Origin of the sequence: Hymenobacter frigidus (assembly GCF_014640435.1) — a bacterium.
Taxonomy (GTDB): Bacteria; Bacteroidota; Bacteroidia; order Cytophagales; family Hymenobacteraceae; genus Hymenobacter; species Hymenobacter frigidus.
Map to the genome: position 1 here is coordinate 61,876 of NZ_BMGY01000022.1, position 14,559 is coordinate 76,434.

A 14,559-nucleotide genomic window follows, 5' to 3' on the forward strand; every position below is an offset into this window, starting at 1 on the left:
ACATCTGTGCCGGGCGTTGCTGTTGCTACCTACTAAACGCTACGACGTCTTACCGGCGGTGCTTTTTGCTTGTGCTCTTCGATTTCGAAGGCGTGCTCTTCTTTGTGGATTTGTGCGAAGTGCTTTTCTTGGCGCTGCTGCTCTTTTTGCTGCTGTGGCTGCTCTTGGCTTTGCTGCTGCTGCTCTTAGCTTTGCTCTTGCTGGTGTGGGCCGCCGACTTGCTTTTGCTTTTCGACTTGCTCACCTTCGCCTTGCTGCTGTGCGCGGAAGACTTGTGGGCTTTCGCTTTGCTGGCCTTCGATTTCGACTTGCTGCTGTGGCTGCGCGACGAATGGCGAGCGGCGCGGCGGGCTTCGGCTCTAGCCTCGGCACGGGCTTCAGCTCTGGCCTCGGCGCGGGCTTCGGCGCGAGCTTCTTCGCGGCGAGCGGCGGCACGGCGGGCAGCCAGCGCTGCCGAGTTGCGCGCCTCGTAGCTGCGGGTGGTGTGGGCCGGCATGGCGGCCTCATCAGTAGCATCGGCGTAGTGGGCCGTGGCATCCGATTCCGGCGAAGCGGTGTTTTCCTCTACGCTGGCTTTGGGGGCTTCAACCACAATTTTCTTGCGGCGCACGGGCATCAGAAAATCACGCTCGGCGCGCTCCCGCAAACTCAGGTTTTCCTCGCCGGGCAGCTTCGTTACGGGGGTTTGCTTCTCGTTTTGAGCCTGCGCCCCGCTCCAGGTGAGCAGCAGCGAAAGGAAGACAAATAGGTGCTTCATAGACGAATAAGGTAATATCAACGTGAGGCAAAGCTACACCATACCCCAGCGAAATGCAAGAACAAAGTGGTTTTAAACACTATGAGGGCCATTTCGCCCGTCTAAGGCCCTATTTTACCCTTGCGGCAGCTACGGAGCCACCCGCAGCCGCCCGCCCGCCGAATGCGCGCCGAATTCGGGGGCGTAAAGGCACTGCACCTGACTCAGCCCCCCCGAAAAATCGCCGGCCTGACTAGCCCGCAATCGGTACTCGAACACGTGGGTGCCACGCGGCACTTCGCCCAAAAAGAAGTTCGTGGCCGCGTCGCGCGGCGACTCATAATAGCCCAGACCGTTCTGGTAACGGTAGCCGCTGGTCTGATTGATGGGCTCCAAACCCGCCGCGCGCTGGTCCTTGAGGTGCACGTATTCCAGCGCCCGGTCGGTGCGCAGCACCAGCCGCACCACCAGCGCATCGCCCACTTTCAGCGGCGAAGCAGCCGTGAGCTTTTCCAGCACCGGGCCGCCCGCCGTGCGGGTTTCGCGGTAGAGCTGGCGCTCCAGGCTGAGGGGCGTAGCGGCGGCCGTCACCTTATCAAGGTCCTCGAAATACTGCCAGTAGAGCGCGCCCCAGGCCACGCCCGCATCGGGCTTGCGGAGGGTGACTTTGCCCTGGGCGGGCTGCACTTCGGCGGCGGCCCAGCTGGTTTTGAAATAGCCGGTGCCGGCCTGCGCGGCCTCGGGCTGCACGGCCTGGCCACCCACCGTCACTTGCAGCGGCTGGCTGGGGGCCAGCCAGTCGGAACCGTGTAGCAGCAGGGCGTAGCAGGCATCGGCGGTGGCGCGGGTGCTCGCCCAGTGGTGGGTCTGCTTTTGCCTGAGCAGCCAGAGCTTCATCTCATCCACCAATTTCTGGTCGTGTTGCACTTCATCGAAGGCTTCGATGAGCGTGGCTTGGGTTTCGATGGGAGCTTCGCGCCAGTAGTAGCCGCCGCGCACTTCCTTCCAGTACATGCCCAGCTCGGGCGAGTGCAGGGCGTTTTCAGCGAGGGCCGTCATTATCATCGCCGCCACATTTTTGTCAGTCTCCCCTACGGAGGCATACTGCCGACTCAGCGTCAGGGCAATTTGCGCCTGCAGATAGCGCGTTTGGGCGGGCCAGTACTGGCCGGCCTGTTCGCGGTAGTAGCGGTAAGCGGTTTTAGAAGCGGCAGCCTCCATCTCTTGCGGCCAGAAGCTGCGGGCGTAGAGGGCCTGAATTTGCAGGTCGCCGAGGTGATTGTCGGCCAGCTTCATGTTTTTCTGGCGGCGCAGCTCGGCGTAGTCGCGGGCCGTGGCTTCATCAAGGTAGCGGAGGGCGCTTTGGAGGATGCCACGGGCCACGTCGTCCTGCGTCGCGTCGAACGCCCCCAGCCGCTTCAATTTACCAAAGCCGGCCACGATGAGCTGCGTGATGTACCGGTCCTCGGGCATTTTATCGAACCACGGGAAGGCCCCGCCAGGCAGCTGCATGCGCTGCAGCTTGAGCAGGGCCCGGCTGGTTTCGCCCCGCAGCCGCGTTTCATCAAACAGCTCGGTGAGGCGGGCCAGCCGCTCGGTTTCGCCCTGCGCGTCGCGTACCCAGGGCGTTTCCTGCAGCAGCAGATTCTTCAGTTCCTGGTTCTGAGCCAGCTTGCTGGCAAGGGCATTTTTCTGGGTAGCGGGGCCGCTTTGCGCCTGGCGCGTCCATTCGGTCAGGATGGTTTTGAAGCGGGGGTTGGAGCTGAGAATCCGGGCCGCGATGAGGTTGGCGTAGAGGCGGCTGAATACCTGCTCGGAGCACTCGTAGGGGTATTCCATGAGGTAGGGCAGGCTCTGCACGGCATACCAGGCGGGGTTGGCCGTCATTTCCAGCGTGAGCGAATAGTTGCGGCGCGTGGCGCTGCTGGTGCTCGTGAGCTTAGTCAGCTCAAACGCGCGGCTGCCGGGCCCCACGATGGGCAGCGGCAGGCTCTCGGTGATGAGCATCCGATTTGGGAGCACGGGCAGGGTGTTCTCCTCACCATCGGAGTATGTGGCGAGCTTAGGATTGAGCGTGGCCCGCTTGGGGCGCTTACCCTTAAGCTGTTGTTTGTTGCCGAAAACCTGGCCCTGGGCAACTACCCGGTACGTCACCGCGGCCGGCGCGAAATCATTCGGCAGGCGCAATTCCCAACCCAGCGCGGCACTCTGGTGCGCGGCAGCCGATACGTTTTGCTGCGCCGGTCCTTTCAGTAATTGACTGGTGATATCCTGACCTGTAGCCGCATCGAGTAGGAATAATTGCGCGGTGCCATTGATGGCGTGGTCGGTCAGGTTCGAGAACTTGGCAGGAAAGGTAAACGTGTCGCCCTGCCGAAAAAAGCGCGGCGCGTTAGGCGTAATCTGAATTTCCTTTTGGGTCACGAGCTGCCGGGCGAGCGGGCCGCTGTGCAGGTTCTTGTCGTGCGCCAGGGCCAGCAGCTGCCAGCGCGTCACGGCCTCCGGCATCTGGAATTCGAGCACCACGTCGCCGTTCTTATCGGTGCGCAGGGCGGGCTGCCACAGGGCCGTTTCGCGGAAATCAGTGCGGGTGGGGATGGTGCTGAGGTTGGGCGTGGCGGGCTTGCGCCCGGCAGTGCTCGACGGCCCGGCATTTTCGCCTAGCGCCTGCGAATCAGCCATGGCAGCCATTGCCATTGGTGCGGCGGCCGCGGTCACCACTACCTCGTCCAACTGCCTCCCTTGTTTCTGATTGGCCATTCGGCGCACCGTCCGGCCCCGGCCGCCGGCGTAGCCCACTGCCAGAGCACCCGGCATATCGTCCCAGGTGTTCAGCTCCGGGTAATCCAGGCCGGTTGGTCCCGGGCCGTTATCAGTTATTGCAAATGATTGGGAGTTTACCTCCTTAAACTCCCCCTGCCACCCAAACCGCGCCGGATAATACCCAGAGCCCAATTCCAACCTCGCAAAGCTGTGCGGCCGGAATATATCCAGACTCTGGTCGTAGAGCGTGGCGAGCAGCTCGGCATCAGCCGGTTTGCCGTTGGCCTGGCGAATGGTGACGCGCCAGGTTTCCTTCTGGCCGGGCTGGAGCCTGTCACGGAACGTAGCGATGGCCAGTTGGAGCGGCTGGGGCTTCTCGGCCACCTGCACGGTGGCATCGTGACGGTAGAGGCGGTTGTCGCGCACCTGCGTGGTGTGAATGTAGAGCGGACCGGCGGCGGTAGCGGGCCCGCTTTCGAGGCGCAGGCGGCGCTGCTCATTGGCGTTCAGCGTCAGCCATTCCTGGCGCAGCAGCTGGCCACCGCGCTCCACTTCCAGCAGTACGTGGGCCCCGGCTTCGCTGCTGCCCAACAGAATATCGGCGGGCTGGCCGGGCGCCACGGTATCGGCCAGGGCCACAAACCAATCGGGCGTGGCGAAGGGTACGGTGGCGGCATTAGAATCATAAAGAGTGAAATCCTGAGTAGCCCGGGCCGCCGTATCGGCCCCAGCCGCCTGGGCTTCGAGGCGGTAGCGGCCGGTGGGCAGGGCGGCCAGGGCGGCTTTCAGGTCGAGAATCGGGCTGGTTTTGGTGTCGAAAGGCAGGCTGGTCACCAATTCGGCCGGCAGTTCGGTATCGGTCGACACCACTGGCGAGCCGGGCACACCGGGCGGGTTGGGGCGGTAGCGACGGGCCAGGAGGCGCAGCGTACCGGCGGCGGGCAACGGCTCGCCGGTCGCATTCGCACCAAAAAGCTGGAAGGGGAGCAAGCGCTGCTTATCCATCAGTTCGGGGCCTTCCAGGCGCAGGCTGAGCGGGTTGCGGCCGATGGACAGCGAGCGGGTGCCGGTGCGGGTTTCGCCAGCCGCGTCGGTCACGTCGGCGGTTACTTCAAACAGGTAGCCCGGCTCCCAATACCGGTTACGGCCCGGCTCCTGGGGCACCAGCGGCGGCGTGAACGTGATGCTGAACCGGCCCTCGGCATCGGTAGTAGTGCTGCCGTGGGCTATTTCTTGGCTGCCCTGACCCCGACCGGGCTCATAGATACCGCGCCCGCCGTAGCCGTAGTCGAACATTGGCCATAGCTCGCGGCGCGTCACGCGGTAGCGCACCGTGGCCCCGTCGGTGGGCTGGCCGGCGTAGGCGCGGGCGCGGCCGTTCATCGTCAGCGGCTGGCCCAGCTGCGGCCGGCCGGGCACCGAATCCAGCGTAACCAGAAAGGTGGGCCGCTTGTAGTCTTCCACCGCGAATTGCAGGCTACCGTGGTCGGTTTGCAGGCTCATTTCGCCATTCAGCAAGCCCGTGGGCAGCACCAGTGAGCCGTGAAAACTGCCGAACTCGGAGGTAGTGAAGGGCAGCGTCTGCACGGTCTGGCCATTCACATCCACCAGCCGCAGGCTCACTGCTTGATTGGTCACGACACTGGTTTTGGAGCGCAGGCTTTCGGTCAGAATTCCTTTGAAATACAGCGTCTGGCCCGTCCGGTAAATGGCGCGGTCGGTGAAGAGGAAAGCGCGGCGCCGGGCCTGCTCCTGGCGGGGCGCGACAGGCTGATAATATTCACCAATGTTGCCAAGGCGCAGCGTATCGGTGCCGCGCCAAACGCGCACGGCGCTAATGCGGCTGTTGGTATCCGAGCCATCTACCAGGGTCGTTTCAGGAGTTAGCAACTGGGCTTCGCCAGCGGCATCGGTCTGCCCGATGGCCCCCAGACTGGTTACCTGTTTGTTGGATTTGCGGTCGTAGTACACGTGCGTGGCCTGGACCTGCACGCCCGCCAGCAGCGCCCCGCTCTGGCGGTGCAGCAGCAGCAAGCGGGCAGCCTGCGTATCGGGGTCCCGCCGGTTGACGGCACTCAATTCACTGGCCCCCAGAAATCCGTAGCCTGCTATCACCCCCGGCCGCTCGGCAGTGGGCCTGGCCGCCTGATTGCTGATGACGACCAAATAGTAGCCCACCGGCAGCGCCGCCCCGGCCACCGCCAGCTTCTGCTCCTTGTAGTCCTGCGGATGCGCGGGCACTGGCACCGCCCAGGTAGCAACGGGCACGGCCTTTAGGGCGCGGGCGTAGCGCTGCGCTACCGTACGGTTTCGCTCATCGTACTGCCCCGATTTTTCCCACTCCCGCAGCGAAATGCGGTAGGCCCAGGCGTGCAGGCGGGTCACGTTGCGGGCCGTCACGTCGAGCCGCCAGGGCTGGTTGGGCACCACCACATCCGCCGCCGAAAACGCCAGCTCAGGCTGCTCAATTTCCGCCCGCAGCTGCCGGGCCCGCGCCGCGCCGCGCGACTTCGGAAACCGCGCCTCGGCCTCCCGCGCCAGGCGCACGGCGGCCACGGGGTCGGTTTCGCGCGCGGCCTGAGCCCGGCAGGCCATAAACTCGGTGCTGATGGGCAGCGCCCGGTAAGTTTCGGCCAGCCGCACCAGCGCCGGCTCGTATTGCGCGGCTAGGTCGGTGTTTTGGGTGAGACTGCGCAGGTAGTCGATGCGGCTCAGGTCCACATCGGCCAACGCCGCCAAGTTGGCCGGCACCAACTGCTGGCGCGAGGCCGTGAGGCGCTGCAACAGGCGCAGCGCATGCAGCTGGCCGTTCAGCGAGTCGCCTTCAGGAGCCAGCAGGCGCAGAGCCGCAAACTCGGCAGCGGTGCCAAATAGCCCGAGGTCAGTGAGCTGAAACTGCTGCTCGGGCCGGGTCACGTACAGCTCCTGGTTTTTGAGGCCCTCAATGGCGCGGTCGGCCAGCAGGTCATAAAGTGTGGGGCGCAGGGCGCGGCCTTCGGCATCGCCGCCCACGGCCAGGTCGCCGAGTTCAGCCAAGGTGGTTTTGAGTTGGCGCTGCGGCTCGTCTTCCACCGACTGGTAGTAGTGCCGCACGATGGCCGCGCCCAGCCGGCCCATGTCCCAGGTGGCAAGGCCGGTGCCGCCGTCGGCCGTTTTTTGCTCGTCAGTGGTGGGGGCCGCGCCGGTAGTGCGCTGGTAGAGGCGGTAGCGGTTCCGGTTGAGGTAGGTGGTGTACTGCTCGGCCAGCAGCGAGTGCAGAATGGGCCGGGCCGGAAAGCTGGCCGTTTGCAGCTCCACTTCGAGCAGCGCGATGGACTTCTCGGTTTCGTCTTCGTCCCTGGCTTGCAGCAGGCGGATTTTGTAGAGCAGCGCCCGCACGTAGGCCGGCCCATCGCCAGCCTTTTTGGCCTGCTGATAGATGGCTTCCACCAGCGGCGCGGCGGTGGCGGTCTGGTCCTTGCGCAGCAGCGCGTCAATCTTCTTCCAGCGGGCCGCGTAGGCTCCGGGCGGCACGGGCGCGACCGAGCCGGCGCTGAAAATCATTCCCATCAAAAAGAAAGCAACAAGCAGGAGGCGCATGGCGGCGGCGTGGGTTCAGAAGTGTACCGCAAAGATGCCGGCCGCGCTTGCATTGCACACCCACCGCTGCATCGGCGGTGCAATTGGCTAAAAAACAAAGGACCGCACCGGCGCGGCCGGGCGGTCTTTGGAGCGAGCACGAACGATTCCCGGAGGCTAGGCCGCTGATTTGCCGGCCTCTGCCGCGTGGCCCGCGAGCACGGCCTCGGCCTGCCGCGCATGCCGCTGGAAGTGAACCACCAGGAATTCGAGCTGGTCGGCGAGCCGGAGCCGGAGCGGCGGAAACACAGCGTTGGGGATGAGCACGGCGTTGGCGTTCACCTGCCGGGCCAGCAGCACCAGCCGCAGCAGCTCGTCGATTTGGCGGCTGAATACTTCCGCCACGGTGCGGGACAGGCGGGTGCCGGTGGGGGCGTAGCGCTGGTGCGTGATGTACGCTTTTTCGCTGGCCGGCGCGCGCATGGCGTTCACGAAGCGCCCACCGAAAAAGCCCTGTTTCACGGTGGCCGTGGGCTGGGAGCCGCGAGCCTGGGCCCGAGCAATGCGCTTGGCGATGCTGGGCAAATAGTAGCCACCCAGGATGTTGAGGTGTTCGAGGCACTGGCCGGCGCTCCAGCGGCTGTGGCTGGGCCGGCGGTTCAGCTCGTCGGCACTCAGCGGGCGAAAGCGTCGCTGAGCCAAAACCCGCAATACCAACAGGTCGGTGGTCAGCTGGTCAAAAAAATCGGAGGTGGCACGGGTGGCAACAGGCATAAGCACAAAGGCTAACAAGACGCAAACATACTGTTTAACGGTCAATTATGAACAATATCTATCCTTTTTCGCGGCCTGCAGCGCAGCGTCCGCGCCGTGTTCGGTGTCTTGGCCGCATGGCAAAACAACGGTTTTCGAATCGTAGTGCCGGGCGTTGGCCGCCTTCCTGGCAGCGTCACTGAGCGGGACTTGGGACCAAGCCGTACCTGACCTTAGCGAGCGGGTTGAATGTTTGGTAACCTTCGGGGCGCAATCCGACAAACAGTGGAGCGACGACGAAACAGCCCTTCCCTTCTTCGCCATCCCGCTGAGCGCCCCCCCCCACGGTACCAGTACGACATCAATGCGGATGTGCACCGCCAGACTTTGGCAGAAACCAAGTAAGCCCTCTAGGTTGAGAATCCAGAAGGCTTACTTGGTTGTTGTTCCGGCTGGTTATTCCCGACCGGCGTTGCGCTGGGGAGCACCATGGTCGACGTCGTTTTCTTCATCGGTAGCGCGGTTTTCTTCCCGGGCCGCCGCACCGTAGTTCTGGGCCATGTCTTCGCGCCGCTGGTCGCCTTTGGCCGGCGAGCCAGTAGTGCTGCCGGGCCGGCTATCGTCGTAGGCATCGTTGTAGGAGCCGCCGCGCGAACCCATTCCCTGGGCCGTATCGCCGCCGGGAGCCTGTACGTAGCCGGTGCGCTCGTTGGGCGCGGGCTGCGCGACATCGGCCGAGCGGGGGCCGGGCGTGCCGGCCAGGTTGGTGTTTTGGTCAACCTGGGCGTCCGGTTGGCGGCCGGGGGCATCGGTATCGCCCTGGGTGGGCAGGTAGTCTTCGGTCTGGTTGCGCTGGCCAGCTTCGGGGCGGGCGGTGGCGTTGCCAGTCTCGCCGCGCAACGACGTGTGACCGTAGTCGTTGGCATAGCCACTGTCGGGGCCGGGTACGGCTCCGTTGTCGTTTTGGTTAGAATTGGCAGCCGGAGCGGACAGGTCAGGCGCTGAGGCAGTACCGGCTTCAAAGCCGTATTCGGTGCGGCTGTCCGAACGCTCGTCGCGGCCTTCGTAGGCCCGGTAGGCATTGTCCTGGAGGCCGGGTGCGCCTGCACCGCCGTAGTATTGGTCTTCGGCCGAGTTGCGGGGCTCGTAATCAGCAATCCGGTTCTGGTTGCCGAAGCCGCCGTGGGTGGTGCCGCCCAGGTCCTGGGCCCCAAACTCGCCCCGGTTGGGGTCGCTGTCCTGATTTTCGCGGCGGGGCTGGTCGTTGAAACTGCCCTGCGTGCTGTTGCTGAAGTTGCCGCCGTAGGCCGCCGTTGGTTTGAGGTGCTCGGGGTTGGCTTCTTGGTTTTCGCGCGGGCCGTCATGGGTGTCGAGGGCACCGTCGCCCATGCTCGTTTCGGCCGCTGCCAGTGCTTCATTCGAGGCTGGCGTGGCAGCGGTGGAGACTGTAGCTGGCGTGGGAGGGCCGCCCGGCAGGCCCGTACCAGCACCGGGCCGGCCGGGCTTGGCCGCCGTGTTGCCCACCGGCCCATCGATGCGGTTACCGGCAATGTCGTTTTCCTCGGTATTCAGGTTGGTGGGTTCGTTATCCATGGCGTGCGAAATAAGTAGTGAGCAATACCCGCGGGGGCTGTTTATTCCTATACGAGTGGCTAACACCGTAGTTTCTCCGGCCACTGGTGCGCCGCCTGAATGGGCGAGGCAAATAGTTCGGCGGCGCAATTTTACCTTTGTCGGGCCGCGCCGCGCCGCTTCCCGGATGTACTTGCTACTTTGCAGGCCCACGGACGCGCTAACTCAACGCTCAATTCCTATTTACCCCCACTCCAAACGCTCATGCTCACCGGCACCGTTAAGTTTTTCGACGACACTAAAGGCTTCGGCTTCATTTTAGCCGACGATAACCAAGAAGAAATATTTGTGCACCAAACCGGCCTCATCCACGAAATTCAGGAAGGCGACCGGGTGCAATTCAACCTCAAAACCGGCAAAAAAGGCCCCAATGCCGTGGACGTGACCCGGCTGCAATAACTTAAGCTTAGCAACGCAGGCGCTGTTATATCAGCGCCTACTCCCCTGCTGAATTCGATGAGACGCAAAAAAGCCGTCTCCGCACATTTTGCGGAGACGGCTTTTTTTGTAGCTCAACCAAGTAACTACTTCTTGCCCGCCTCGTGCCGGGCCACCCGAATGCCCACGGCCATGAGGCCGGGCAGCTGGTCCTGGCGCATGTACTGCTCCAGCGTCAGGGTGTAGTTGCCGGGCGCGGCGAAGCGCTGCCGGGGCAGGGCCAGCAGCTGCATGTCGTAGATATCGCCGGTGCCGCTGCCTTTGGGCTCGCCGGTTTTGGCGTCCATGAGCAGCATTTGGTGCAGCAGCGGCGGACCTACCGCGCCAGCGGGGCCGGTTAGGGTGTGCTTCACATACAGGTTGTAGTAGCCATAGGCCGAGGCGTGGCGCACGTTGAAATAAATATCGTAGCGCGCGGCCGTGTCCGCAATGGCGAAAGTGAAGGCCGGCTTCTGCTGCACGTCCCAGGAGTACTTCGGGAAGTCGGTATTCTCCTCAAATACGCGGTTGGGGTCGCAGGCGGTGAGCAGGCCCAACAGCCCGCCCAGCACCACTACGCACAACCTAAAATACTGATTCATAATTATTAGCATTCAAAATACAAACAGCCCTGGCTTACTCACCGGCCGAAGCCGGGCCGGGAGTAGCGCCACCCTCACCAGCCCCCCCACGGCCACCGCGCCGGTTGCGGCCACCGCGCCGCTCGCCGCCCTCACGGGGTAGGCGGGACTCGGGGCTGCCGTCGGCGTCGAGGCGGGGCGCAGCGGAGGCATCGGTGCGCCGGGACGAATCGGGCCGGCGATTGCGGCCACCACCTTGGGGCGCACCGTCCTTCGGCTCGGTTCGAGGCTCGCCGGCTTCGCCTTGGCTTGCGCCGTCCTTCGATTCGGGGCGGGGGGCATCGCTGCGGCCACGGCCGTTGCGGCGGTTCAGGGGGCGGGCGGCGGCTCCGCGGCGGCCGCGCTGCTCAGGCGCATCGCCGCTGGCGGGAGCACCGCTGTCGGGGGTTTCAGAACCGCTACTCACCATTTGCTCGGGGGGGCGGGGGCCACCGGGGGCCGCGCCGGCGGGGCGGCGGCCATCACGCGTGGGCCGGCCTTCGCGAGGTTCGCGGGGCGGGCGGGCTTCGCGGGGCTCCCGGGGGGCCTCGGTGCCGGGCTCGCGGGCAGCGCGGGGTTCGCGGGGTTCAGTACCGGGTTCGCGGGCGGCGCGGGGCTCGCGGCCTTCGCGCGGAGTGCGAGCTTCGGCCGGGGCACCTTCGCCACGGGTTTTATTGCGTTTGGAGCGTTTCGCTCCCGACTTGATTTTGTCGTCGAGGCGGTCGAGCGAGCCTTCCACGATAGCCGAAACTTCGGGCTCGGGCGCTTCCTCGCGGGGCGGCAGCAGGCTCTCAATCTTCTCGCCGCGCTTGGTCATTTCCAACAGCTCACGCACACGGGACGTGTCCAGCATCACCCAGTTGTTGTCGCCCTTGAAGGCAAACCACATGCGGCGGCGGAAGATGTCGGTTTTCTGCAAAAATGCCTCGCCCTTAGCCGTTTGCAGCGGCCGCTGCACCTGCGGAATGTCCTTTAGGGCGTCGAGGTAGGCGTCGAGCTCGTAGTTGAGGCAGCACTTTAGGCGGCCGCACTGGCCGGCCAGCTTCTGGGGGTTCAGGCTCAGGTTCTGGTAGCGGGCGGCCGTGGTGCTCACGGTTTTAAAATCGGTGAGCCAGGTAGAGCAGCACAGCTCGCGCCCGCAAATGCCGATGCCGCCGATGCGGCCGGCCTCCTGGCGTAGCGTAATCTGGCGCATCTCCACACGCACCCGAAACTCGTCGGCCAGGCGGCGGATTAGCTCGCGGAAATCGACCCGGTCCTCGGCCGAGTAGTAGAACAGGGCCCGGGTGCGGTCGGCCTGGTATTCCACGTCGCTCAGCTTCATGCGCAGGCGCAGCTCGCTCACCATGGCCCGAGCCCGGAACATGGTGCCGGTTTCGAGGTCGCGCACGGCTTCCCAGCGCTGGTTGTCGTCGTCGGTAGCGACGCGCAGAATATTGCGGATTTCCTTGGAATCGGTGGGGATTTTCTTCTTGCGCATTTGCAGGCGCACCAGCTCGCCTTTCAGGCTCACGTGGCCCAGGTGCCAGCCGGAGCCGGCGGCATCCACCACCACGGCATCGCCGGTGACGAGGGGCAGGCGCAGGTCGTTACGCATGAATTCCTTGCGCCCGCCCTTAAAGCGGATTTCTACCATGTCGAACCCGGCAAACGAGTCGGGCACCTCTACGTCTTGCAGCCAGTCGAATACATTAAGGCGGTTGCAGCCCCCGGTGCTACAGCCCCCGTTGGATTTGCAGCCCCCCGGCTTGGTGCCGCAGCCCCCGCCGGAAGAACATGATGAACAAGCCACTAGTCAGAAATTATATAGTTGAGGGGAAAATGAATTTCCCGCGAAAATTCGGTTACTAGCAAAGATACGCAAATCGGCTAGGCAGCTTCGGCTGCCCGCAAGGCGCAAAGCACCGCAATAATTGCCCACGCTCCAAGCCCAGAACATCCGCTGAATGGTGCCGCGCTTCCCAGGCTAGCTCATCGCACATGTACAAAATTTTGGCAAAACCGCTTCATTGGGATAATTATAAATGTGGTTTTGATGAAGCAGAGGCATTATTTTGAATTATTTTCAATATTTACCCCACAATGTGATTGTTGATTACATTTATTTTACTCTAATTGCATCTCTTCTCCAACAATCTCTCAAACCAAACAAACCCCCTAAGCTTATGAAACTGAGAAATATTCTCTCTGCGGCTGCCCTCTGCACCGCTTCGGTATTGGCTTTGTCCTCTTGCTCGAAGCAGCAGGAAACCGTAGCTCCTGCCGAAGAAGCCATCTCCCAATCCGTCTTGAGCAAAATCAAGGACATGGGCCTGACGACTCAGGACATCAAAAAAGTTGACGGTGGCTACCTGGTGGAAGGCGACATTTTGATAACGGACGAGAATCTGGCTACCAAGCCCGAATACCAGATGCTACGCGTCGGCACCGAAGAGCAGTACCGCACCACCAACCTGGTGAGCGTGGGCTCGGGTCGCACCATTAGCATTCAGGTATCGGTCTATTTACCCTCGGCTTACGTAACGGCTACCGACGAGCTGATTCGCCGCTACAACGCCCAGAGCCTGCTCATCCGCTTTGTGCGCGTGACCTCGGGCGGCCAGATTTTCCTGAGCAAAGCTCCGGCCGGCTCCACGTACCTGGCTTCGGCCGGCTTCCCCTCAAGCGGCAATGCCTTCAACTCAGTTAAAGTGAACTCTGACGCCATCGGCACGGCCAACGCCAGCACCTACATCGCTACCATCCTGGCGCATGAAATCGGTCACTGCATCGGCTTCCGCCACACCGACTACGCTGGCCGTCAGTATAGCTGCGGCGGTGCTGCCGTGAACGAAGGCGCCGGCACGGTGGGTGCCATCTACATCCCCGGTACCCCCAGCGGCAACGACCCGAACTCGTGGATGCTGGCCTGCATCGGCAGCGGCGCCAACCGCCCCTTCAACACCAACGACGTGACCGCCCTGCGCTACGTGTACTAGCCGGTGGGCCGCTCCGGCTCACCCACTGCTTAAGAAGCCCCGACTCAACCGAGTCGGGGCTTTATTTCTAGATGAAGCTACCGTTCTCAATCCGTCTCCTTGCTTCGCGTTCACAGTCAATTACTTTCAATTTTTTCCGCCATATTTTCCTAGCTTCATGAAAACCCAATCCTTATTTTCTCTGGGCATGTGCCTCACGGCAGCCTTGGCCTTTTCCTCGTGCTCGAAAGAAAGCGAGTCGGTGACTAAATCCGACGATGTATCGCTGGAAGTCCTGAGCCAAATCAAGCAAATGGGCTTCACAGCCGAGGGTGCTACCGCCGTAGAAGGCGGCTACGTGGTAGAAGGCGACATTTTCCTGACGGCGGAGAACCTGGCCAACCCGCGCCAGGCCCAGCTGCTGCGCGTGGGTGCCGAAGAGCAATACCGCACCACCGAAGTGGTGAACGTGGGCACGGGCCGCACTGTATCGGTGGCGGTGGCAAGCACGTTGCCGCTGGCCTACGTGACGGCCACCGACGAGGTCATTCGTCGGTACAACGCCGAGAACCTGCTCATTCGCCTGGTGCGCGTGTCGTCAGGGGCCGAGATTCTGCTGGACAAGGCGCCAAAAAGCGCGCGTTACCTGGCTTCGGCGGGCTTCCCCACGGGCGGCAACCCGTTTGGTTCGGTCAAGGTGAACTCCGGCGCTATCGGCACGGCCAACCCCACCACGTACATCGCCACCATCCTGGCGCACGAAATCGGTCATTGCATCGGCTTCCGCCACACCGACTACATGGACCGGAGCTATAGCTGCGGCGGCTCGACCAGCAACGAAGGCGCCAGCACGGTGGGGGCCGTCCTCATCCCCGGCACGCCCGCCGTGGCCGACCCCAACTCCTGGATGCTGGCCTGCATCGGCAGCGGTGCCGACCGCCCCTTCAACGCCAACGACCGCACGGCCCTGGGCTTCGTGTACTAATTCCTGAGCAATTTGCAAGGAAGTAAAATGCCCCGGCTCTTGTGAGCCGGGGCATTTTTTTATCAACGACGGCTAGAGCGTGAGGACAATTACCTTTACTTTGGCAATCGTTTATAACGAAGAAATCATTTATGAGAA

At 63.2% G+C, this 14,559-nt stretch carries 9 protein-coding genes; 3 read left to right on the forward strand and 6 right to left on the reverse strand.

Annotated elements, in window-relative coordinates:
- Nucleotides 1-49: 49 nt before the first annotated feature.
- The 4 genes from IEW17_RS12620 to IEW17_RS12635 all read right to left on the reverse strand — a co-directional run bounded on the left by IEW17_RS12620 (nt 50) and on the right by IEW17_RS12635 (nt 9,403).
- On the reverse strand, nt 50-757 hold the full coding sequence (locus IEW17_RS12620) for a hypothetical protein (RefSeq protein WP_188562404.1): 708 nt from the start codon (nt 755-757) through the stop codon (nt 50-52).
- 129 nt (nt 758-886) lie between these two features.
- Entirely contained in the window at nt 887-7,078 is a 6,192-nt protein-coding gene (locus IEW17_RS12625) for an alpha-2-macroglobulin family protein (RefSeq protein ID WP_188562405.1), read from the reverse strand.
- 156 nt (nt 7,079-7,234) lie between these two features.
- Complete coding sequence (locus IEW17_RS12630) at nt 7,235-7,831, reverse strand: DinB family protein (RefSeq protein ID WP_188562406.1); 597 nt, start codon at nt 7,829-7,831, stop codon at nt 7,235-7,237.
- A gap of 435 nt (nt 7,832-8,266) precedes the next feature.
- On the reverse strand, nt 8,267-9,403 hold the full coding sequence (locus tag IEW17_RS12635; RefSeq protein ID WP_188562407.1) for a hypothetical protein: 1,137 nt from the start codon (nt 9,401-9,403) through the stop codon (nt 8,267-8,269).
- A 243-nt stretch (nt 9,404-9,646) separates the two neighbouring features.
- Between IEW17_RS12635 and IEW17_RS12640 the strand changes: the two genes are divergently transcribed.
- Nucleotides 9,647-9,841: a cold-shock protein gene (locus IEW17_RS12640; protein ID WP_188562408.1), complete on the forward strand. Its 195-nt coding sequence runs from the start codon at nt 9,647-9,649 to the stop codon at nt 9,839-9,841.
- Between the two features lie 125 nt (nt 9,842-9,966).
- Here IEW17_RS12640 and IEW17_RS12645 read toward each other — a convergent pair whose 3' ends face one another.
- Nucleotides 9,967-10,461, reverse strand: coding sequence for a gliding motility lipoprotein GldH (locus tag IEW17_RS12645; RefSeq protein ID WP_188562409.1), 495 nt, complete (start codon nt 10,459-10,461; stop codon nt 9,967-9,969).
- 34 nt (nt 10,462-10,495) lie between these two features.
- On the reverse strand, nt 10,496-12,271 hold the full coding sequence (locus IEW17_RS12650; protein WP_188562410.1) for a regulatory iron-sulfur-containing complex subunit RicT: 1,776 nt from the start codon (nt 12,269-12,271) through the stop codon (nt 10,496-10,498).
- A 373-nt stretch (nt 12,272-12,644) separates the two neighbouring features.
- Between IEW17_RS12650 and IEW17_RS12655 the strand changes: the two genes are divergently transcribed.
- Together IEW17_RS12655 and IEW17_RS12660 are read left to right on the forward strand one after the other, a co-directional pair.
- Nucleotides 12,645-13,457 carry a M57 family metalloprotease gene (locus IEW17_RS12655; RefSeq protein WP_188562411.1) on the forward strand — a complete coding sequence of 271 codons (813 nt, stop codon included), beginning with the start codon at nt 12,645-12,647 and terminating at the stop codon, nt 13,455-13,457.
- Nucleotides 13,458-13,614: 157 nt separating this feature from the next.
- The gene (locus IEW17_RS12660; RefSeq protein ID WP_188562412.1) at nt 13,615-14,421 is read left to right on the forward strand and encodes a M57 family metalloprotease; all 807 of its coding nucleotides are present in this window, start codon (nt 13,615-13,617) and stop codon (nt 14,419-14,421) included.
- The last annotated feature ends 138 nt before the right edge of the window (nt 14,422-14,559 follow it).